This window comes from Microcoleus sp. FACHB-672, assembly GCF_014695725.1.
Lineage (GTDB): Bacteria > Cyanobacteriota > Cyanobacteriia > Cyanobacteriales > Oscillatoriaceae > FACHB-68.
The window spans coordinates 256,346-278,042 of record NZ_JACJOU010000013.1 but is presented as its reverse complement, the minus strand read 5'-3'; the positions used below and the strand labels follow the sequence as shown (position 1 = coordinate 278,042).

General features: G+C 46.5%; 21 protein-coding genes and 1 pseudogene. 10 read left to right on the top strand and 12 right to left on the bottom strand.

The window, feature by feature from the left end:
- Positions 1 to 49 precede the first annotated feature (49 nt).
- The 3 genes from H6F56_RS09030 to H6F56_RS09020 form a co-directional block, all read right to left on the bottom strand.
- Complete coding sequence (locus H6F56_RS09030) at positions 50 to 604, bottom strand: hypothetical protein (RefSeq protein ID WP_190666983.1); 555 nt, start codon at positions 602 to 604, stop codon at positions 50 to 52.
- Positions 605 to 699: 95 nt separating this feature from the next.
- Positions 700 to 1,137: a DUF4079 domain-containing protein gene (locus H6F56_RS09025; protein ID WP_190666981.1), complete on the bottom strand. Its 438-nt coding sequence runs from the start codon at positions 1,135 to 1,137 to the stop codon at positions 700 to 702.
- A gap of 87 nt (positions 1,138 to 1,224) precedes the next feature.
- Positions 1,225 to 1,617 (bottom strand): DUF1830 domain-containing protein, encoded by a 393-nt coding sequence (locus H6F56_RS09020; protein ID WP_190667168.1) that lies wholly within the window; start codon positions 1,615 to 1,617, stop codon positions 1,225 to 1,227.
- Between the two features lie 365 nt (positions 1,618 to 1,982).
- On the opposite strand from H6F56_RS09020, the gene H6F56_RS09015 reads away from it, so the two are divergent.
- Positions 1,983 to 3,551, top strand: a complete 1,569-nt coding sequence (locus H6F56_RS09015; RefSeq protein ID WP_190667166.1) for a photosystem II high light acclimation radical SAM protein — start codon at positions 1,983 to 1,985, stop codon at positions 3,549 to 3,551.
- A 117-nt stretch (positions 3,552 to 3,668) separates the two neighbouring features.
- On the opposite strand, the gene argC is transcribed toward H6F56_RS09015, so the two are convergent.
- Positions 3,669 to 4,727, bottom strand: coding sequence for an N-acetyl-gamma-glutamyl-phosphate reductase (gene argC / locus H6F56_RS09010; protein WP_190666979.1), 1,059 nt, complete (start codon positions 4,725 to 4,727; stop codon positions 3,669 to 3,671).
- A 471-nt stretch (positions 4,728 to 5,198) separates the two neighbouring features.
- Here argC and H6F56_RS09005 point away from each other — a divergent pair, with 471 nt between their 5' ends.
- Positions 5,199 to 5,435 carry a hypothetical protein gene (locus H6F56_RS09005; protein WP_190666977.1) on the top strand — a complete coding sequence of 79 codons (237 nt, stop codon included), beginning with the start codon at positions 5,199 to 5,201 and terminating at the stop codon, positions 5,433 to 5,435.
- On the opposite strand, the pseudogene H6F56_RS27300 reads toward H6F56_RS09005, so the two are convergent.
- Positions 5,370 to 5,600: pseudogene (locus H6F56_RS27300) on the bottom strand (DNA methyltransferase); the annotation flags it as partial. The gene H6F56_RS09005 and the pseudogene H6F56_RS27300 overlap by 66 nt on opposite strands.
- Before the next feature lie 774 nt (positions 5,601 to 6,374).
- Between H6F56_RS27300 and ribBA the strand changes: the two are divergent.
- Positions 6,375 to 8,069 (top strand): bifunctional 3,4-dihydroxy-2-butanone-4-phosphate synthase/GTP cyclohydrolase II, encoded by a 1,695-nt coding sequence (gene ribBA, locus H6F56_RS08995; RefSeq protein WP_190666976.1) that lies wholly within the window; start codon positions 6,375 to 6,377, stop codon positions 8,067 to 8,069.
- Positions 8,070 to 8,110: 41 nt separating this feature from the next.
- Here ribBA and H6F56_RS08990 read toward each other — a convergent pair whose 3' ends face one another.
- The 3 genes from H6F56_RS08990 to H6F56_RS08980 all read right to left on the bottom strand — a co-directional run bounded on the left by H6F56_RS08990 (position 8,111) and on the right by H6F56_RS08980 (position 9,693).
- Positions 8,111 to 8,428 carry a glutathione S-transferase gene (locus H6F56_RS08990; RefSeq protein WP_242031922.1) on the bottom strand — a complete coding sequence of 106 codons (318 nt, stop codon included), beginning with the start codon at positions 8,426 to 8,428 and terminating at the stop codon, positions 8,111 to 8,113.
- Between the two features lie 29 nt (positions 8,429 to 8,457).
- Positions 8,458 to 9,126, bottom strand: coding sequence for a glutathione S-transferase family protein (locus H6F56_RS08985; RefSeq protein WP_190666974.1), 669 nt, complete (start codon positions 9,124 to 9,126; stop codon positions 8,458 to 8,460).
- A 363-nt stretch (positions 9,127 to 9,489) separates the two neighbouring features.
- Complete coding sequence (locus H6F56_RS08980; protein WP_190666972.1) at positions 9,490 to 9,693, bottom strand: hypothetical protein; 204 nt, start codon at positions 9,691 to 9,693, stop codon at positions 9,490 to 9,492.
- 415 nt (positions 9,694 to 10,108) lie between these two features.
- Here H6F56_RS08980 and H6F56_RS08975 point away from each other — a divergent pair, with 415 nt between their 5' ends.
- The 3 genes from H6F56_RS08975 to H6F56_RS08970 are packed head-to-tail and all read left to right on the top strand — an operon-like array spanning position 10,109 to position 12,807.
- Entirely contained in the window at positions 10,109 to 10,675 is a 567-nt protein-coding gene (locus H6F56_RS08975) for a hypothetical protein (RefSeq protein WP_190666970.1), read from the top strand.
- A gap of 10 nt (positions 10,676 to 10,685) precedes the next feature.
- Positions 10,686 to 10,817, top strand: a complete 132-nt coding sequence (locus tag H6F56_RS26810; RefSeq protein ID WP_255513700.1) for a hypothetical protein — start codon at positions 10,686 to 10,688, stop codon at positions 10,815 to 10,817.
- Positions 10,818 to 10,860: 43 nt separating this feature from the next.
- Positions 10,861 to 12,807 carry a peptidoglycan D,D-transpeptidase FtsI family protein gene (locus tag H6F56_RS08970; RefSeq protein ID WP_242031921.1) on the top strand — a complete coding sequence of 649 codons (1,947 nt, stop codon included), beginning with the start codon at positions 10,861 to 10,863 and terminating at the stop codon, positions 12,805 to 12,807.
- Between the two features lie 86 nt (positions 12,808 to 12,893).
- On the opposite strand, the gene H6F56_RS08965 is transcribed toward H6F56_RS08970, so the two are convergent.
- Together H6F56_RS08965 and H6F56_RS08960 are read right to left on the bottom strand one after the other, a co-directional pair.
- Complete coding sequence (locus tag H6F56_RS08965) at positions 12,894 to 13,598, bottom strand: cobalt-precorrin-8X methylmutase (protein WP_323798033.1); 705 nt, start codon at positions 13,596 to 13,598, stop codon at positions 12,894 to 12,896.
- A gap of 48 nt (positions 13,599 to 13,646) precedes the next feature.
- On the bottom strand, positions 13,647 to 14,390 hold the full coding sequence (locus tag H6F56_RS08960) for a DUF1868 domain-containing protein (protein WP_199312686.1): 744 nt from the start codon (positions 14,388 to 14,390) through the stop codon (positions 13,647 to 13,649).
- Positions 14,391 to 14,464: 74 nt separating this feature from the next.
- Here H6F56_RS08960 and holA point away from each other — a divergent pair, with 74 nt between their 5' ends.
- From holA to H6F56_RS08940, 4 genes are all read left to right on the top strand, one after another.
- Positions 14,465 to 15,451 carry a DNA polymerase III subunit delta gene (gene holA / locus H6F56_RS08955; protein ID WP_190666967.1) on the top strand — a complete coding sequence of 329 codons (987 nt, stop codon included), beginning with the start codon at positions 14,465 to 14,467 and terminating at the stop codon, positions 15,449 to 15,451.
- A 345-nt stretch (positions 15,452 to 15,796) separates the two neighbouring features.
- The gene (locus tag H6F56_RS08950; protein ID WP_190666965.1) at positions 15,797 to 16,282 is read left to right on the top strand and encodes a DUF4168 domain-containing protein; all 486 of its coding nucleotides are present in this window, start codon (positions 15,797 to 15,799) and stop codon (positions 16,280 to 16,282) included.
- Between the two features lie 493 nt (positions 16,283 to 16,775).
- Positions 16,776 to 17,450 carry a 5'/3'-nucleotidase SurE gene (gene surE / locus H6F56_RS08945; protein ID WP_190666963.1) on the top strand — a complete coding sequence of 225 codons (675 nt, stop codon included), beginning with the start codon at positions 16,776 to 16,778 and terminating at the stop codon, positions 17,448 to 17,450.
- Between the two features lie 111 nt (positions 17,451 to 17,561).
- Entirely contained in the window at positions 17,562 to 18,497 is a 936-nt protein-coding gene (locus H6F56_RS08940) for an NAD-dependent epimerase/dehydratase family protein (protein WP_190666961.1), read from the top strand.
- 111 nt (positions 18,498 to 18,608) lie between these two features.
- On the opposite strand, the gene H6F56_RS08935 is transcribed toward H6F56_RS08940, so the two are convergent.
- Both H6F56_RS08935 and H6F56_RS08930 read right to left on the bottom strand, forming a co-directional pair.
- On the bottom strand, positions 18,609 to 19,640 hold the full coding sequence (locus H6F56_RS08935; RefSeq protein WP_190666959.1) for an S-layer homology domain-containing protein: 1,032 nt from the start codon (positions 19,638 to 19,640) through the stop codon (positions 18,609 to 18,611).
- 397 nt (positions 19,641 to 20,037) lie between these two features.
- The gene (locus H6F56_RS08930) at positions 20,038 to 20,988 is read right to left on the bottom strand and encodes a DUF2382 domain-containing protein (RefSeq protein WP_190666957.1); all 951 of its coding nucleotides are present in this window, start codon (positions 20,986 to 20,988) and stop codon (positions 20,038 to 20,040) included.
- Positions 20,989 to 21,697: the final 709 nt, after the last annotated feature.

Below are 21,697 nucleotides of genomic sequence, written 5' to 3'. Positions count from 1 at the left end.
GGTTGAAGGAGAGAAACTTCTAAAGTAACTTGTCAAACCTTAAAACTTATTAATGTATCTGGGTTTGTGCTGTCCAAATTGTCCAGATATCTACTAGCAAGAGCAGCAATGTAAATCCTAACAAAATTAAATACATCCAAGGCTGCGCTAAGGGACGAACATCTTTTGTATCAATGCCGGTTTTTGCTTCGACTAGCTGAACTAATTTAGCAAATCCCACGACACGAGCCGGCAATAAATAGCCTTGACCTGATTTACTCAAGAAATAGTAAACCAATCCACCTTGGCCGGTTGTTCGCGGTTTTAGTGCCTGTACGCCTGCCCAGGGTAATGACCAACCTTTGCGAAAAATTTTGGGCACCCAAGTAGGATAAGTTACTTGAATGCCTTGCTCATCTAATATTACGCGCTCACTTAAGGCACCATATAAAACAACGCCACCGAAACCTAACGCTACCCACAAAAGTGCCGGCGGGACGGGTGCACCTGTGAGTTGAGATAAAAACGGTAAGGGAATTGTCAGGGCAATATATAAACTTAAAAGGGTCAGCCGAATTAAGGGAGAGATGCGGAAGATTGTCGGCTGAGATTGTTCGCTGTTCATGATTAACTGTTCATCATTTATTCTATTAAAAATTGGGCGTGAGGTTAAGCGCATGGAAAAAATTCCAATGACTCATTCTTCACACCCAATTTGCATTAAGGTAAATATTTTTGCACCACAGTCCAGCCTGTCCATGTAACCCACGCAAACGCAATAAACAAGACTGCATTTGCGCTGATGTGAACTGTTCTAGCCCAAGGACGCCCTGGGCTAATTTGTGTTGCGCTCCAGGCAGATATTAAAACTAAACCCACTACCGTTAAACCGGCTCCAAAGTGAGCTGAGTGGTTTAAAGTGCCATAATGCCCTAGAGTGCCGACAAGGCCAATCCCTAGTAGTAAAAGCACCAAAGCCACCATGATGCCACCAATGATGTAATGCCCAGATCTCAGCCAACGCGGACGCCGGTTCCGAGTTTGCCGCGCCTGAAACATCCAAGTGCCGGTCATGGCAAGTAGCAAATAGGCAAGTATGGAAAATCCCATAGACCAAGCCGCTATTTTCCACAACCAGATAAAGGAAGGCAGGTTCAAAGCGTTACACCCATCAAATCAGCCCTCGCATCATAGCAAGTCATGAGTGAGCGAGTCAGCCCTCGCGGGGAATATAAAAGTTAGATTTTAATCCACTGAAGTTAAAGCAGCAGCGATTAAAGGTTTTGCAGCCCCTTTAGCTTTATTGGGAGATTCGAGGCTGGGTGAAAACTTTTTTTCAGTGTTTTTCGCTTCCTGAGTAGTTTCGACAACGACATCAGTATTTTCACGTATACACAAACGATTACATGGTATCTTATCGGATAGAATGGCACTAGCCATCATACCTGTATGAATTTCTAATACTGCTTCGGGAAAAGATTCAAATACTAAACGCTGTCCGGGAAAGACAACTCGCTCAAAGTACCAGTTGGGAATATTTGTGATTCGGGCAATTTGAATCTTGCTGGTAGCATTGACATAGCAGCAAAGAATGTGGCCGACTTGGCCTGAAGGAATCGGGTCGAGAATTTGTGCCATAACGACTGAAGGGTTTTGCACCACAGCGACTTACTTTCAAACATTAACACTGCGCGATCCCCGGGAGTTGTAAATGCGGCTACCAACTGAACTGTATCGAAGGATTTCTTCCTTTTGGAATAATAATTTTATATTGTCTTTAGACTCATTTATCTTGACATATTTGATTAAATATGCACCTATGGATCATGAGGTGAGTGTGAGTTAGAGAAAATCCCCACCGGCAGTCAGTTTCCAGCGAAGTCTGTTGAAAAGAAGTTGACGATCCAAGTCAGGACAGTGATTCGCCCACATAAGGGGACAGTAAGTGGTATTGTAAAGTTATATGAAAAAAACTTTCATAAATGCTTAACCCCCAAGCCGGTATGGAAAATCGCATTCTCTACGTCCGCCTGCCTTGCAATCCCATCTTCCCCATTGGGGTTGTTTACCTGGCTGATCACGTCCACAAGCTGTTTCCAGAAGCCGAACAGCGAATTTTTGACTTGGGAACAGTACCGCCTTTAGATTTCGCCGGCGCGTTAGATGCTTGCGTCGATGAATTTCAGCCGACGCTGCTGGTATTTTCTTGGCGAGATATTCAGATTTATGCGCCAGTGGGTGGACGAGGCGGCAATCCTTTGCAGAATGCTTTTGAGTTCTACTACGCCAAAAATCCTTTTGTGAAACTGCGAGGGGCGTTAGGAGGACTGCGGATCACCACGGCTTACTATACTGAACTATGGCGCAACCAAGGCTTAATTAAGCGGGGGCTGCAACGCGCTCAAAAATACCGCTCAAATGCCCGTGCGGTTGTCGGTGGAGGTGCGGTAAGCGTATTCTATGAACAGTTGGGGCGTAGTCTGCCGGCGGGAACCATTATCTCAGTCGGAGAAGGTGAAGCGCTGCTGGAAAAACTGCTTGCCAATCGAGATCTTAGTGATGAACGCTGTTATGTGGTGGGAGAAACCAAACCGCGTGATCGCATGATTCACGAACAACCAACTAATATTGAGAAAACGGCCTGTAATTACAACTATATCGAGAAAATTTGGCCGGAATTTCAATATTACTTGCACGACGAAGATTTTTACGTTGGGGTGCAAACCAAGCGCGGTTGTCCCCATAACTGCTGCTATTGCATTTACACGGTAATTGAAGGCAAGCAGGTGCGAATTAATCCAGCCGATGAAGTGGTGGCAGAGATTCGCCAGCTTTATGATCGCGGAATTCGTAATTTTTGGTTCACCGATGCTCAGTTTATTCCGGCGCGTAAATTTATTGATGATGCCGTTGAACTGTTGCAAAAAATTATTGATGCCGGCATGGATGATATTCACTGGGCAGCGTATATTCGCGCGGATAACTTAACGCCCGAATTGTGCGATCTGATGGTGAAAACCGGCATGAATTATTTTGAAATTGGCATCACTAGCGGTTCCCAAGAACTTGTGCGGAAAATGCGAATGGGTTACAACCTTCGCACCGTATTGGAAAACTGCCGCGATTTAAAAGCTGCCGGTTTCAATGATTTAGTTTCAGTCAACTATTCGTTTAATGTCATAGACGAAACTTATGAAACGATTCGTCAGACAATTGCCTACCATCGGGAATTAGAGCGTATTTTTGGGCCGGATAAAGTTGAACCGGCCATTTTCTTCATCGGCTTGCAACCCCACACCCATTTAGAAGAATATGCCTTTAAGAAGGATATTCTCAAACCGGGTTACGATCCGATGAGTATCATGCCCTGGACAGCTCGAAAATTGCTTTGGAATCCTGAACCATTCGGATCGTTTTTTGGGGAAGTTTGCCTGCAAGCTTGGCGTCAAAATCCTAACGATTTTGGACGGGAAGTGATGAAGATTTTAGAGGAAAAGCTGGGTTGTGCGGATTTGGAAGAAGCTTTATCTGCGCCGGTTGATGTGAAGGAGAAACAGTTGTTGCCGGCTTAATTTGCTGACAAAATTTTAACGATAAAGTCGTAGGGGCATAGCATTCGGAGAATAAAACCTGGGACTTAACTCAAAATTTATAATCCAAATGCTATGCCCTTCGGGCTGCAAATTGCGCTACGGATAAAAACCCATTTGGGGCAATCCGAGGGTTTCTTCCCAGCCCATCATTAAGTTAAGACATTGCAGCGCTTGACCGGCTTGTCCTTTGATTAAATTATCAATCGCTGACATAACAATCACCCGATCTGTGCGGGGATCAACTTCAACACCGATGTAACACAAATTTGTGCCGGCAGCCCACTTGGTTTGAGGATAAACACCATTGGGCAGTATCTTCACCCAAGGAGAAGATCGGTAAAAAGCGGTGTAAATGGTAATTAAATCTTCTCGCACTAGCCCAGGATCACGTAGTGTGGCGTAGACGGTAGACAAAATCCCGCGCACCATTGGAATTAGGTGAGGGGTAAATTGTACCAAAACTTCGTGGCCGGCGAGATCACTACAAATTTGTTCAATTTCTGGAGTATGCCGGTGACGCGCCACTCCATAAGCCCCTAAAGAATTATCAGCTTCAGCGAGCAACATACTTGTTTTCGCTTGTCTGCCACCGCCAGAGGTGCCAGATTTTGCATCAATGATCACCGTTTCGCTTAAAACTAATCCTTGCTTTAGAAGGGGTGAAATCGCCAACAAACTAGCCGTGGGATAGCAACCGGGACAACCGACTAATTGAGCTTCTTTGATACGTTCGCGGTAAAGTTCAGGTAAACCATATACAGCGTTGACAGCAGTTTCCCCATCTGTGCGATCTCCGCCATACCATGTCTTATAAGTGTCTAAATTAGAAAATCGGTAATCAGCAGAAAGATCGAGAACTTTGCACCCTTTCTCAATAAGTGCCGGTGCCATTTTCCACGCTAAACCATTTGGCAGGGAGAGAAAGACAACTTTACAGCGTTCCGCAATGGTTTCTACATCCACTGACTCGATCGCCTGGTTCACAAAATTACCGAAATGGGGATACAGATCGGAGAAAGATTTGCCGGCGCTGCTGTCACCTCCCAAATAAGCCAGTTTAAGTTTTGGGTGATCCATCAGCAAGCGCACCAACTGCACTCCCCCATAGCCTGACGCGCCTACAATGCCAACCGGCAGCCGTTCTAAATCATCCATAATCCTTTCTCCTTATAGCGTTTTCCTAAACGAGAGTTTAGCTTTTGCTGAATTTTATACCAGGTTGACTTCTCAAAAGCGTTTTACAGAAGCTTTTGCTTCTACTGCGACAAAGAGTAACACTTAAGTCTGTGGATTTGCAGTTATCATAGCCCGTATATTTTTGGGGTGAGAGTACGTCCTGAGCTTAAAGCATTTAGCAGTCAAGGTCATGAATTGGACATACGAGGTGTTTGTAGCGAGAAAAGTTATCTCAACTAGCCGGCGTGCGCCTTAACTACATTGTTAGTGTTGCACACAGCCAGAAAAATGCTACATTCTTGAATTTTGTGCCCTAACCAAAAGCACTAAGAGTGCCCTCCTATTTTAGATTTTAGAGGCTCAGATTGGTCGGTAAATTCGTCTCCCACAACAGAATTTATAACTTTTGGGTGAGCATTCCCCCCCCTAGGGATGCAACCGCAACAGAAAATGATATCACTCAGTGAACGATTGAAGGAACTTTGGAGAAAGGTATCTTTTTTTACAGGATTTCAGCAGCAAGTTTGCTTAGGTAGCAGCAACCAGCAGCCACAAGCAAGCACACCCGGATATCAAGCATTCTCAATGGCGGGAATTATCGCCTTTACAAATATTGCCGGTTTAAAAATCAAGATTATTGGGATGGCTGAATTTGCTTTTGTCGTAAAAAATTCTCAAGTCAGTTAGGGTAATCTCGCAGTCGTCTTGGCAAAGCTCAACGCCAAGGGCCAGAAGTGATAGCATTAACGCAGCAATAGCAATCGTTCCAGATTCCATAAATGAATCAAAAATAAGCTCTTTACGGTTATAAGTGGCTTGAATTATGCGTGCTATAAAAGCCGATGGAAATTGATTGGGGTAAAATGTTCTTTTTTTTTAGGGTTTGTTTTTCTATAAAGTGATTTTAGGAAATTACCAACATCTGTAAGATTTTTCTTTTAAGGTGAATTTAAAAAAATTATTATAATGTTTTTCCTGAAATCCTAGCGCTTGTCAAGATAAAAATGCAAAGCTTTAGAATGTCAAATTACTTTTGATTTTAGAGTAAATAACTTATTGTCGGCAACTTCAACGTCTTAAAGCCAAAACATCTCCTGATTAGATTAAAAAATCTACTGCCAAAAAGGTAAGTTATTAAAATTGCCGGAGCATACTGGGGAAGGGAGAGAGCATTCAAGTTACGCTAAAAAGCGCCTTGGTGAGAAGTGAGTTGGCAGATTTTTGCAATGTAACCCTCACACCCATTTAAATACGCATCAAGGGGCAGGGGCTATTTATAGGCTTTCACAATGTTAGACGGGAAGCTAGTTACAGTTAAACCGAGAAAATTATTAGGCAGTTTTGACATTGCCACTAAGCAAGTAATGTGATAAATCAGGCAATTAGGAGCTGGAAAAAAAGGGTTGCTCAAAAGCTTAACGATATCAGTCAAAATGAGGAAAAGCCCCCGGCCCAAAAAGTTTATCCGTTCCAACACACAAAGTATTCCATATAATAACTAGCATCCGGTCGCCAGCCCCAAAAAGCTGTTAAACAAGCGTTTAATGTTTACAGAGCCGGTAAAAGGGCTACAATCAAAACATTAGGCTATAGAAAACTTTACGACTAATTGGCTGGAACGTCTCTGTGGAATCGCCGCAACATCCCTCAACGCAATTTGTGAAATTTGACTCGATAGACGCCGCCTTGGCAGACCTGAAGGCCGGCAGGTCGATTGTAGTAGTCGATGACGAAAACCGGGAAAACGAAGGCGACTTAATTTGCGCCGCCCAGTTTGCCACACCGGACATGATTAATTTCATGGCGGTGGAAGCACGGGGTTTGATCTGTTTGTCCATGACCGGCGATCGCCTGGATGAACTAGATTTGCCCTTAATGGTCACCAAGAACACCGCGCAAGATCAAACCGCTTTCACCGTCAGCATTGACGCCGCACCCAACCTGGGCGTGACCACCGGCATCTCAGCGGAAGACCGCGCCCGCACCATCCAAGTGGCCATCAACCCAACCACGAAGTCTGAAGACTTGCGAAGACCGGGCCATATTTTTCCCCTACGGGCGCAAGACGGGGGCGTATTAAAACGGGCCGGTCACACAGAAGCTGCTGTGGACTTGGCAAGACTCGCGGGTTTATATCCTGCCGGTGTCATTTGCGAAATCCAAAATCCTGACGGTTCGATGGCGCGGCTGTTGGAGTTAGTCGAATATGCAAAAAACCGCCAACTGAAAATCATTAGCATCGCTGACTTGATCAGTTATCGGCTGGAACACGACCGATTTATTCGCCGCGAGACGGTGGCACTTCTGCCAACCGAGTTCGGTCAGTTTCAGATTTACGCCTATCGCAACCTGCTGGATAATACCGAACACGTCGCCATTGTTAAAGGAGATCCTAAAGAGTTTCAAGACACCGGCGTCATGGTGCGGGTACATTCCGAATGCCTCACCGGCGACGCCTTGGGTTCCCTGCGCTGTGACTGCCGGATGCAGCTACAAGCGACACTGAAAATGATTGAGAATGCCGGTAATGGCATTGTCGTCTACTTGCGCCAAGAAGGACGCGGCATTGGGCTGGTCAATAAGTTGAAAGCCTACTCATTGCAAGATATGGGGCTGGATACGGTGGAAGCAAACGAACGCCTCGGTTTCCCCGCAGACTTGCGTAATTACGGCGTAGGGGCGCAAATGCTCAACGATCTGGGCGTCAAGAAAATCCGCTTGATTACAAACAACCCGCGCAAAATTGCCGGCCTGAAAGGCTATGGTTTAGAAGTGGTAGACCGGCTGCCGTTGTTAATTGAAGCGAACCCATACAACTGCACCTATCTCAACACAAAAGCCGAAAAATTAGGGCATCTACTGTTGCAGACTTATCTGGTGACAGTCGCTATTCACTGGCAAGATGAGTTGCTGCCGGCAACCGAACGTTATCAACTATTGGAAAAACTGCGGCATTTAGGCAATGTTCATAACCTGTTGCTGCAAGAAGAAGCGCGTCCTGTCACTATTGCCTTGTTTGGTGAGCCGGCGCTGACGTTCCATTTAGGCTTTGATCAAGCAGATCTGGCTGCATCAGATTGGTATGAGCAACCCGGACACCCTTACGTGCAAGCGATTGCCCAAATTCTCGACAGCCTAGCCGGCTGGCCGCAAATCCAGCAATTAGAATTTTTGGTGTCTGCCGGTGGCGATCCCCTAACCAGTTTAGGTGTGCAATTAGACCGTCAGATGTTTCCCCACAACCATTTGCCTTCCTCTGTTTGTGAGCATCTAGAACTGCAAAAGATTTACACGTTTACTCAAGAAAAAACTGCCGAGTAGCAAGTTTTAGGGCGCGTGAGTCACGCTCCCTAAAATGCGGTCTAAGGCACGATGTTAAACGGAATAATCGTACGAATCAGTCGGCGAACACGCAGCTGGAAAATGACGTGCCGCACTTCAGAACTTAAGCGAGGTGTTGGCCCAGTTTCTAACTGAGCTTTTAGTTCCGCATACTCAGCCGCCGTGAGGGGTTTGCCGTCTATCGGCGAACGTGCTTCGGTAAAAATTTCTGTCCGTAAGATTTCTTCTGGTATTTCTTCTACCGGCGGCAAAGAAAATGCCGGCTCAACCCTTCCCAGCGTTAGCCCTAGCAAAACACCAACACCGGCACCAAATTTAAGTAATGGGATGCGCTTCATTGTTGTCCCTTCACTCGTTACCTTTTCTTTTATAATCCAGGCGGCAGCGGTTCGCCGCAGATTTGATGGATTTGGCTGATCCGCTCAAACAGCCAGGGATAATCTTGCCGGTATTGGGGAATCAGCGCTAAGGGGCTTAGCAGCGCGGCGGCTGCGATATCTGCAACACTCAATTGATCCCCAACTAAATAAGGACTGTTCTGCCACCGGCTAGAGAGTTCTTCCATTGCGCCGGCAAGGCGATCAGTTGCTCGCTGCACAGATGCAGGCTTAATGGCATACTGCCGGCGCACCACCCCAATTACTAGCTGGCTAAATAACGAGGGGTCAATCTGCTTGCCGGCACCCGCCCGAAAATCGTAATAAACAAAGCGAGTAGCTGTGCCGATGCTTTCGTCAAGCCAATCTTCCAACATCAATGCTTCTGTTTGCTGCCGGTGATCACTTAACGAAAGGGGCGGATCAGGACAGTAACCTTCCAGAAACTTCAATATTTGCGTCGAGTCTCCAATTGCTGCCGGTGCGCCCTCAACTTCCGGCAACAAGACCGGCAGCGTCGTCAACCCTGTCAATGGCTTGAGCTTAAGGGCGTGTGCTCCAGGGGTTAAATTTTCAACTCGGTAAGCTATCTTTTTGTAACCCAGAGCTAAGCGAGCCTTGCGGCAGTAATGAGAGGTACTAAATTGCAGTAAAAGCATTCAAAAAGTTTAACAGCCAACCCAGTTGTCTATCCTATTGTCTTTTAAGCCGGCATTTGCCAATCAATTCATTAAACTCTTTTAACTAGCAATTGATGGCGATGATTTTTTTATGTAAAAAAAGCGAAAATAGCTAGGCTTGATTCAGGCGAATACAAGACTAGCTGATCTTAGCTGCTGAGTTAACAGACTGTTATTCAACAATTAGGTAACTTTAAACCGTTAGATGCAAAATACTGGCCATCCTGCAACTAAGCCAAAGGAAATAGTGAGGAGCGATTGCCAGCCTATTACCTTTCAAACTTCCATGCCAAAGCTGCTACCAAACTTAGACGCTGGAAGTTTAAATCAGCCTGTCTCCAACTAGGGAGTTTTTGCGGGAGGCTTAGCCGGCGAGGTTGTCGCCGCTGGAGACGGAGACGTAGCCGGTGTAGTGGCTGCAGGAGAAGAAGTTCCTCCAGCAGGAGTTGTCGTCGTGGCATCTGGTGTATCAGCTCCCTCACCGCAAGCTCCGAGAGCGGCGGCCAAGGTAAGAACTAAAGCGAAACTAAAGAATTTTTTGTTCATAACACTCTCACACGCCGATCACCCCATCCTCAGGGATGGAAGAGGCGTTTCCTCCTAACTAAGGTTTACAACGCGCAGTTTTCGAGCGCTTCTCAGCCTGGAACCCGGCAAAACCGTCATGTTCCACTCATCAAGCGCTTGCGGCAATAATTGAAATCCGCTAGATGAATAAGATACTCTATTTAACCAAAAATTTCACATAAATTCATTTATTTTCCCTGAGATGCCCTCTCTTACCCGAAGAAATGATCTTGTTTAGTGCAAAAACAGCCGGGTGCTAGGATGGTTGTGATTAATTTTTGAGGTGTTGTGGAGAAAACTAGCCAAACGGTGCTGTGATTGGGTGATATAGGATAATTGTCATCAATTCTGTACCCCTGGGTGGGAAAATCTCTACTTGATATAGGTGAAGTCTATGTCTGTTGCAATGATCTCGACGAATTCTACCCGACGATTTCGGTCTATAAAATCAGATATTACCGGCTCGAGTGCGAAAATTACGCCCATTACTCAAACAAAACTAACAAGCGTAGCGCCTTTAACCGGCAACCAAAGCGTAGCGCCTTTAACCGGCAACCAAAGCGTTAAAATTCTGCCGACTCCAGGCAATACCCCGTTATGGTTGAGCTGGCTCGTTCGCGTACAGCAGAGTTCCTCACTTTTAACGTTAATCTCAGTGGCCGCGTGCTTAAGCGTTTATGGATGGACAGTTTATTGCCAGCAGGTGTCGGGAAACGAGTCCCGCAAGCTCAATAATCTGCGCCGGCAAGAGCAACAGCTAGCAGCCGCCAATGCCGTTATCAAACATCAAATTGCCCAGCAGGCAGAACTGCCGGGGAGCGAATTAGTCCCGCCAGATCCGAGCCAAATCATTTTTCTAGAGCCAGCACCACCCCGCACGAAGCCGGCAATCCCTCCTGTACCTGATCCACAGTCGTCTGCCGGTTCAAAAGAGGCAGTCAAAACCCCATTGGGTTACTAAAATCGTCAGTGTGCTTTGTCCTGTATCAAGCGCCCCCATCACTGTCTGGGAAAACTCAAACCAGCAGTTGCCGGCTGAAAACGCAGCCGTCGTAAATTCGAGTGCTAAGGGTGCTTGGAGTGCGGCACTGTTCCACCTGTAAAGGACAAATGTGCAGCAAGAAACCGTGAGTGAGTGAGCGAACTATGGACTCTACAACGCCACCGTCCTCAGAAGGTGTGGGCCGGCACAAACGCCGATCCAAGAAACGCCAGCAGACACAACCCGATCGCAAACCCTTCCAAGAGCGCATCGGCGTAAGCGTTCGCCTCTCTGATCCCAAAACCCGCCACCGTCAAGAAGCAGCGCCAAGCTCAAAACGAAAGCAGCGCCGCTCCTCAACCAAGGCAAAAAATCAGGGGGAAATGTCCCTACCCGCCTCCTCCCAGCTGGCCAACCGCTTTAGATTGATGGTGGTTGGGGGAGTTTTGCTCGTCGGCGGACTGGGGTTAGGGCTGAATTTGTTTAAGTTGCAAATTATTCAGGGACAGGAGTTAGGAGAACGCGCCCAGCAACAGCAAAAAGTCGCTCCACCCGCGCCAATCCCGCGACGCCCAATTACTGACCGCAATGGCAATTTATTAGCCATTGATCGGCCCGTCTACACGCTCTATGCCCACCCCCAAATGTTTAAAAAGCCGGCGGCACAGATCGCAGATCAACTGGGTCGGATTTTAGATCGCCCAGCCGGCGAATTAGAGGGGCTGTTCAAAAGTGGAGATACCGGCATTCGCGTTGCTGATTTCCTCGCGCAAGAAGTGGGAGATCGCATCGCTACAGAAAGCATCGATGGTTTAGAACTGATTCAAAATTTCACCCGGCTGTACCCTCAGCAAGACGTGGCAGCGGAAATCGTGGGCTACATAGATGTTGACAAACAAGCTCAAGCCGGCGTGGAATATAGCCAGCAAAACTTGTTAGAACGCTCGGTTCCAGAAGAGGATCTCGAGGAGACAAGCGATGAAGAAAAGACACCGCAAGCAACCGATTCTTTGCAGCCGGTGGATGACCTACACTTGCAGGTAACAATTGACACTCGCTTGCAACGGGCCGTTCGCTCAGCCCTCAAGCAGCAGATGGAACAGTACCGCGCCCCACGCGGAACCGTGATGGTGATGGATGCGCGGGATGGTTCGCTGCTTTCCCTGGTTTCAGAGCCTTCCTACGACCCCAATAAATACTACAACTTCGATTTGGCACGGTTTAAAAATTGGGCGCTCACAGATATTTATGAGCCTGGATCAACCTTCAAACCGATCACCGTTGCCATTGCCCTAGAAGCCGGTGCCGTCCAGCCCAATAGCGTGTTTAATGACGAGGGCTTAGTCTACGTGGATGAATGGCCTATTGCCAATGCGGATTACGAGTATGCCGGGGGTCGGGGAAGTTTGACCCTCACAGAAATTGTGCAGTATTCCAGCAACGTCGGCATGGTACACGTTGCGGCTCAAATGCAGCCGGAGGTTTTCTATAGCTGGCTAGAACGTCTGGGGCTGGGCCAACCAGTCGGCATTGACTTGCCTTTCGCCGTCCCCAGTCAGATCAAAAGTCAAGTTGAGTTTACCGCCTCGCCAGTGAACTCAGCGACCACCGCGTTTGGCCAGGGGTTTGCGCTGACTCCTCTGCAATTACTACAGTTGCATGGCACTCTGGCGAATGGGGGCAAACTGGTGACACCCCACGTTGTGCGTGGACTTTATAACACTGCCGGTGAAGCGTTCTGGCAGCCTGAGTTACCGCTTCCCCGCCAAGTTTTTTCCTCTAAAACGACGAAGACGGTGTTAGCGATGATGGAGGAAGCTGTTGTTGATGGAACCGGCAAAGCCGCACAAATTTCTGGCTATCGCATTGCCGGCAAAACAGGAACAGCTCAAAAGTCAGACGGTTATGGCTACTCTGACTATGCCAAAGTGGTTAGCTTTGTGGGCATCTTTCCGGCTGAGGCACCCCGTTACGTTGTTTTAGCTGTGGTTGATGAACCGGATGGAGGGAGTGGCGGCGCTGTGGCGGCACCTATTGTGAAATTAGTGATAGACGCTTTAATTGCCATCGAAGGCATTCCGCCTTCGCAAGTGGAACGAACCCAGAATTAAAAGAAGCCTCTGGGCATCTGTGATCCCAAAGCCGGTTTTCAGAAGCTACTAATAATCCTTGCCTGTTTCTCACCCTCTTGTCCCACTCAGCACTCAGCACTCCCCTTCTGCCCCTCTCCCCAAGCTAAAACGATTAAAGCGTTGAGGATGGCGGCAGCAACCGGCGAGCCACCTTTACGCCCCTCTACGCGAATCTGGGGCACCGGCAACTGGGCAAGCGCTGCTTTGGACTCGATGACTGAAATAAACCCAACAGGTGCTCCAATGATTAATGCCGGCAGGGTTGGGGCGGTGGTGAAATGGGCGCAAAGGGCGAGTAAGGCAGTGGGCGCATTCCCAATCACAAAAATAGCATCTGGCCATTGTTCCAAACATTTCAGCATTCCGGTTTCGGTACGCGTTTTACCGGCAAGCGCCAACTGTGCCTGTTCAACGGCACTGATCAGCGGGTTGCCAAAGCTTTGATTGACAGAACTTATCACCCCCTGTTTCACCATGCTGACATCTGTGACGATGGGAACCTGCCGGCGCAGTGCTGTGACTGCCCCCTCGATTGATCCCGGACTGAAGTGAATCAGTTGTTTAAATTCAAAATCTGCTGTGCTGTGAATTACCCGCCGCACAATTGCATACTCAGCGGGGCTAAAGTTGTGTTCGCCAATTTCTCGGTCAATCGCGGCGAAGCTTTGTTCCATGATCGGATGGATGGGCAACATATTGTTGGGAATGGGAAGGGAAAATAAAAAATGGGGAATGGGGCATTGTTCTTTTTTCCATGCCTCATTCCCCATTGCTTAGATATGGCGAGATCCTACATCAAAAGTCCCATGACTCATGACTTAGAACTCTACAGCCGGCCAATCAGACTCACGATAGTAGCGCGTCATGTCGTCAAACTTCCGAAGTTCGGCGCGGCGCACCCGGAGTTCGTGGGGTTCCTCGTCAATCCAGTGCTGGTTGTACTCATGTAGGAGGACACTGAGGCGTTCGCGATCCAGATCGGGACTCACTTCACCAAAGTAGCCCAAGGTGACATGAGGGGTGAAATGATACTGTTGCTCAATCCCCAAACCAATTAAACCGGCATTTTGATACATTGCTCGGCGCAACTTGACAATCCGATCATAGGAGTCCTCGTCTCTGGGCACTAAACAAACGGCTATGGCGCGGGTTCTCACCATTAGCCCTAGTATCTGCCAGCGGATCTGAGCGTTCCCCCCAACTTCAGATTCGTACTGCTTAAAGCTTTGAGCGATCTGATCACGTAGTTGCTCTTCAAATTCCGGATTTTTATTGGCGTGCCGGTAGGCACTGTCCCAAATCAAGTCTCCTAAGGTCAAATGAAAGCTTTCAGGAGGCACCGGCACCAATAAGCCGGTGTCTAACTGCTGCAACAGATGTTGTTGACAGCTGTGCAAGTTAGTGTAAAATTCAGTGTTCTCCGAGTCATCTTCCCACGGTGGTGCTGTCACTGTATAGCCTGGAAACGGCACGGGTTGCCTGTCTCCAGCTGATGTGGGTTGAAACTTCGGAGACTCCTGAATGTGCTGTAGCCCGGATAGATATGTTTCTAGCTGCATCATCCGCGCTACCCGATTTAAGTAAATCTGATAGGTATCGTCCAATCTCGATCGCCTCACGATCTAAGGTACTCTTTATGCCAATTTACCTCTATTGGGGAGAAGATGACTTTGCGATTGCTAAAGCTGTTGACGTTCTCCGGGATCGCGTCCTTGACTCTAATTGGGTGAGTTTTAACTATGATAAAATTCCACCCGACCAATCGGATGCTGCGATTGTGGCACTTAACCAAGCTATGACACCGGCGTTTGGTGCTGGCGATCGTTTGGTTTGGTTGGTTGATACGACGCTGTGCCAACAGTGTTCTCCTGAGTTGCTGGCGCAGTTGGAACGGACGCTGCCGGTGATTCCAGAGTCTTGTGTGCTGCTGCTGACGACGCGCAACAAACCTGATGGACGCCTCAAATCGACAAAGCTGCTGCAAAAATGTGCCGGCAAGAATGTGCGGGAATTTGCGACAATTCCCCCGTGGAAGACGGATGAGCTGGTGAGACACGTGCGTGAGGCTGCCGATGATGTTGGGGTGAAATTGACGGGGGACGGGGCAGAAATGCTGGCGCAAGCGGTGGGGAATGATACGAGACAACTTTATGCGGAGTTGGGGAAGTTGCGGCTTTATGCTGCCGGCAGAAGTAATCCAGTAATTGGTGCGCAAGATGTGGCGTCGCTGACGATTTCTAGTACCCAAAATAGCTTGCAACTGGCGGCTGCGATTCGCACGGGAGATGCTGCAACGGCTGTGGCAATTGTGTCAGACTTAATCAATCGCAATGAACCCGGTTTGCGGATTGTAGCGACGCTGATCGGTCAGTTTCGGACGTGGTTGTGGGTGCGGCTGATGATGGATGCCGGTGAGGCTGATGAGCGAATCGCACAAGCGGCAGAGGTGGGCAATCCCAAACGTATTTATTTTCTGCGTCAAGAGGTTAAAAATCTCAGGTTTGAACAATTGCAAAAAGCTCTGCCGGTGTTGCTAGAGTTAGAAATCAGTCTGAAGCGAGGGGCGGAAGAAATGCCGGCTCTGCAAACTAAAGTCATTGAACTCTGCCAAGTTCTTTCATAAAGACTTTATCAAAGCTTTTTATAAGCTTCAACATCTTTTAGATATGGTAGAAAAAGATACCTTATATTGCGTAAAATCTCTAGACGAATATTTGTCTAAAAACCCTGGAGAGTCGTTAGGGCTTAACTGCTAGTGCAGATAGCTGTCCAAAAAGCACTCTTGCCGGCAGTCAGCTTTGTCTATAAAATCCAGAGCTATTACAGAGAGTTTTGTTGAGTCACGGCCACGCCTGTGAAAATCTCCAGATTTTTATAACTTTCGGAAGTTTTAGCCTGGAACTTCCCTCTCGTAAAATAGTTCAAACTTGGTATCGGGTTTATTTCTAGTTTTTTGTCCCACGCAATCATGATTAATTTCTTCTATCACGGTTCTCAACTTCACATCAGCCGATTACTCTCGAAATGTCTAGCAGTCGGCATTCTTTCCACAGTGGGTTTAGTTTCCGGGCTGATTCCTGGTTTTTCTGCCGGCTCACCTGGGTTGGTGTTTAGCACAGCAGCACAGGCTCAAGTCAATGAGACAGAGATAACGAGCTACGCTCGAACTGTCTTGGCTCTTGAAAAAGGCCGGCAGCAAGCTTATGAAAAAATTAAAAGCACGATTGGGTCTAATGAGGTTCCCAATATTGTTTGCAGCCAAGCCGGTAGCATTGATTCACTTCCCCGAAATGTGAGGGATATTGCAGTGAATTACTGTAATCAATCGAAGCAGATTGTTGAAAGCAACGGCCTAACAATTACCCGATTTAACGCCATTACTGTGAGCTTACAAAATAACTCGACTCTGCAACAGCAAGTAAAAGACGCAATGCTTCGTCTTCAACAAAAGTAGGCGGTCAAGAAAGTTGTAATTTTGAAGTAAATCGGGGCTAATTTTTTGACAGTTATGATTGATTTTGGCTCAAAGATGCTAATGGTCTTGACATAACTTGTCTGTATAGTCGGCTAGCTAGATTAGCCGCAAGGTGCGCTATCAAAACATAATTTTATTGGGGCGATCCTCTGAATTGCCCCATTGTTTTTTAGAGATTTTAATATAGTTAAAGCATTCGCCTTCATGAACATAAATTAGGCGACATATTTTAATCCAGTAAGGCTATAACCAGATAACAATCTAAAGTAATTTTATAGATAAAAATTTAAAATAAATTTTGTTTTTTTAAAAGCGAGTAGTGCTGTAATATGATTTCGTAACGGAAAACAATTTTGATGCCGGCTGCTATTTCTGTGGTGAAAGACTCTCGCCCATTTTGCTAATTCATAGCTAATGCTTTTTAACTATGAGAAGCTTAATAATGGCTTTACGACTCAACGTACTCACCTAAATGCTAATTCTAACTAACGACGACGGAATCGACGCCCCCGGAATCAGGGCACTTCAGAAAGCGGTAAACGACACCGGCATCATTGTCGCACCCAAACAAGAATGGTCGGGATGTGGGCATCGAGTTACCACAACTCAAGCGATCCACGTTCACAAACGCTCTGAAACTGAGTATGCAATCGCCGGCACTCCTGCTGACTGCACCCGCCTTGCGATTACGCATCTTTGCCCTGATGTCAAATGGGTGCTGTCTGGCATCAATGCCGGCGGCAATATGGGTGCCGATATTTACATATCAGGAACCGTCGCCGCCGTGCGAGAAGCCGCCTTTCATCGCATCCCTGGAATTGCTGTTTCCCACTATCGAAAAGGCAAACAAAATGTTGATTGGGATGTAGCTGCCAAATGGACGGCAAATGTATTAGCTGATTTATTCAACAGAACCCTCGAACCTGGAAATTACTGGAACATCAATCTCCCGCATTTACTACCCGGAGATCCCGATCCAGAAGTCGTGTTTTGTGAGCCTTGTTCGCATCCGTTGCCGGTCAATTATCGCATCGAAGGCGATAACTTTTATTACTTCGGAGAATATGCAAATAGAAAGCGCACCACCGGCACTGATGTTGATGTCTGCTTCTCTGGTAAAATTGCTGTAACTCAACTGCGACTTTAATAAAATGCCGGCTTCGCGCCTTCCCATAATTGTTAAAGTCACGAAGAGAGCTAACTTCCTGTGTAATTGCTGTGGAAGTGGCGTAATTACAAATCAAGAGGATTGAGGAAAATGCGAATTCTAATCATGGGTGGCACCCGGTTTATCGGGGTTTATTTAACTAAAATTTTGGTTAAACAAGGACATGAGATTGTCTTATTTAATCGCGGAAAAAAATCGGCTCCCGTTGAAGGTTTGCAACAAATTCACGGGGATCGTACAGATGCTGCACAACTAAAAGAAAAGCTTGAAAAAGAAGAATTTGATGCTATCTTTGATAATAATGGCCGCGAACTGAGTGATACCCAACCCCTCGCAGAAATATTTAAAGGTCGGGTGAAGCATTTTGTTTACATGAGTTCCGCCGGCGTCTATCTCAAATCTGACCAAATGCCGCATAAAGAAGGCGATCCAGTTGACCCAAAAAGCCGGCACAAAGGCAAGCATGAAACGGAAGCCTATCTCACAGAACAGGGATTACCGTTTACCTCTATTCGCCCTACTTATATTTACGGCCCACAAAATTATAACGATCTAGAAGCCTGGTTTTTTGATCGCATTGTGCGGGATCGCCCTATTCCTATCCCTGGAAATGGCACTCATTTCACACAATTCGGTCACTGTCAAGATTTAGCCAACGCAATGGCAGCCGTACTCGGCAACGAAAAAGCCATCGGACAGATTTATAATGTCTCAGGCGATCGCTATGTCACCTTTGATGGTTTAGCCCGTGCCTGTGCAGAAGCAGTCGGTAAATCACCTGAGTCGGTGCAACTGGTGCATTACGAACCCAAAAAGTTTGATTTTGGCAAACGCAAAGCCTTCCCCATGCGCGTTCAGCACTTTTTTGCCGATGTTCACAAAGCCATGAGTGAACTGAATTGGCAACCAGAATACGAGCTAATTGCCGGCTTAAAAGATTCCTTCCAAAATGATTATCTAACAGCCGGTCGCGAGAAAGCCGAAGTTGATTTCTCCACAGACGACGAAATTCTTTCGGCTTCTTAAAAGCTAACCGGCAATGGAACTTAAACTTACAAATCCGTTGCCGGTGGTTAGCCTATCATTGAGTTCAATGCAAATTCAGCGGAGTGCCGACTAGCAACACCCCTGACAAACTTACTTAGGAACTTGGGCAGCTTGGTTATTTTTAGCACTAGAATCAACAATGTATTTAGAAGCCGCAACATTCTTAGGAAGAGCTTCCAACTTACCTTGATTAACTAAAGCTTGATGAATGATTGCCGCAGCCGCCGCCCGATTTAGCAGCTTATCAGGATTAAAAACCTTTGCATCTGGATAGTTGACAACTATATTGGCTTGAGTCGCAGCAGCTACATCATTAACCGCACTTTTAGGGATTTTCCCTGCATCTTTGTAATACAACTTAAGCACATCCGCGGCTGCCAGCTTAGCATTTGCCTTTGGCTTACTGACAACTGCTGCTGGAGCGGTACTCACAGCTTTCTGAGCCGGCTTCTGCGACGAAACAGCAGTCAGAGCTTGCTGAATCGGCTTTTGCGAAGCTATCTGTAAAAACGGTGTCATCATTGCAGTCGATGCGATTGGAAACAGCAAGGGGTTCCCAATGAATCGACGTTGATTTTTTTGAGGAGTAGAGGCTGGATTTGCCGTTGCCGCTGAAATTGGAGCTGGCGTTGCTTTAGCGGTCGTTTCTGGTTGCTTAGAGGACATATCCAGTCCCTTCATTAAAGCAACTAACGCTTCAGTTCTAGAAAGCGGCTTTTGCGGAAGAAACTTATTATCGGGGGTGCCTTCCATAAAGCCTGTTTCGTAAGCTTCTTCAATAGGAGGCGCTGCCCAGTTGCCTTCAGGAACATCTTTAAAAGCACTTCCACTGGGAATACTTCTCACCGGCTTTTCCTCGAACGCTTGGCGGATCATTGCCGCAAACTCATCGCGATCTACTGCTTTCTCTGGTTTGAACGTTCCATCCCTATAACCCGCAACCATGCCTTTATTCGCTAAGGCTTGAATAAATGGAGTCGCCCAGTAATCTGGTTTGACGTCACGAAATGTATTGTCTCCAGAAACTTGAGCGGTCGAGACCAAAGCTATCGTTGCCTCGCCTATTATCCCAATTGCTAGCACTAATGCGCCAGCTGATATACCCGCAAATCCTTTATTCATCAAACATCCTCCTTAAATGTCAAGTTGTCATTATGTAGCAAACGAGCTTCGTGAAAGCTTTGAGAATGAGAATTTTTAGAATACCTTACCATTAAAAAGCATTTATTTAATATTTAATTGGCGTAGGGTTTCCTAGTTTTTTCCCAGAATTTTAGCGCTAAGTAAGGCACCCTCAATCAACATGAGCTTGGTAAACTTATTAAAAGCCACTTTAACAAAGCTGTGTTGCCAAATTGGCTACTTTTTAGAAAACTTTCCATCATACTGTGCGATTGTATTCCCCTACTTAGCGCATTCATCCCAACTGAATGGTGAGGAAAAACAAAAATTGAGCAATGATGCCGGCAGTTATTTAATGCCGGCATCACAACTCAATTCAAAACCTCAAAAACGTAACTTAACGGTCAGTTCTGGGCCGATTATTTCGCTCCACAACCGGATTCCCTTCCGTGTGCACCTCTAATTCTTCGCGACGCAGGACTTCCTCAGCCTGTACCATGTCCCGTTCAGTTTCTTTCCTAATATTGACTTCCTCGCGCACAAAAGCTTGCTTTTTGATATCAGCAACTTCTTCGTAAAGTTCAACTCGTGCGACTTCGCCTTCATGGAAATCAACGCTACCCGGACTCACGGCCTGTCCAGCATTAAGCTGTGTTCGCTCAATAACAACTCGATCTTTCTCCACCGGCACGGCAGCACGTGCGACTTCGGTTTCAACGCGCTTGCCAATTTCTACCGCACCCGCCCGATGCCGACTTTTATTTGCAACCAGCCGTTCTTCGTACAGCCGCAGCTTTTGATGATCTTGCTCGTTCATCTGGTAAAGCGTGGGTTCTCGATCATAGTTGTAAAGCGTGGCTTCATCAGGAGCTGAACCGAAGGGATTGGCAACAGTTTGTTCTGAAGTAACTGGAGTGGCAACGGATCTAACTCGCGGTGCTTCCAGCTGCGCTGATGTTTCTACAGGTAATGATCCTTCTACGCTGGGAGTCCGGTAGACACCGCGCACTCGCTCTTCGTAAGCGTAATCAACGGTCATGCTTTCATCGTACTCAGGCAAGTGCTCCGCTTGCTCTTTGCTCACCAGCCCCATCGCATAAACCCGTTGGGCGTTAACATCCACACGGCAACGACCGACTGGCAGCAGCACCTTTTTGCCAAAAATCCAAAAGCCGGTATCAATAACCAGATACCGGAAGCGCCCCATTTCATCTACTAAGGCGTCATGAATCTTACCAATTTTCTCATTTGAGCTGCCGGCATAAACATCCAGCCCTTTAATGTCTTCGCCATCAAAAGCTTGTTCGCGATAGCTAGGATTAAAATCCTCTAGTTTGTAAAGTGGCATTCTCTTATCTTCCTCTTTTTATGCTTTAACCTCTGCACTTAATTTATCTGGCTCTCCCTCATGAGCCTTCCTTCTTAGGGCTGATTCATCAGTGCCGGTGAAATAATAAGAACAGTGAAGAAAAAATTTTATAAATTATTTTCAATCTTGTGATAGATTGACTTCTCTGCTTAAAGTTGATAGATGAACAGACCTTCAATTATGTAAAAGCTTTCTCTTATATCCTAGCTGGCAATTTTTCCCTGAGCCGATAAAAGAACACATCTCAAACACTTTTTTTGTCGACAAGGCACAAATTCAGATACAGAAACATTAAAAAGATTCACTGCTCAATCGTTCAAAGCGCTAAATTGCTATTGAAAAGTCTTTCAAATTAACGGCTTTATACTTTGACTGATTGCTATTTTGCTCAGAAATGCTTAAATCTCGCCAAGGTAGCTTTGAGTTTTTAATTAAAAATCTTTGAGAAAGGATTCGGGCATAAGCGTAGCGTAAATTTCATTAATTCAATAAGCTTTGTATCAATAACTCCGCAAGAATTCAATACAAAACTCCAATATAAGTCTATCTAACGGTAGATATTTGATTGAAGAAAGCGCCCTTAGATAGGCAGGCTGTTCAACTTCTTCTTCTATCTAGCGATAGATATACCAGACTGAAATTATACCTAAAATTAAGTATCCAATAAGATTGCTCTAATTGGAAATAG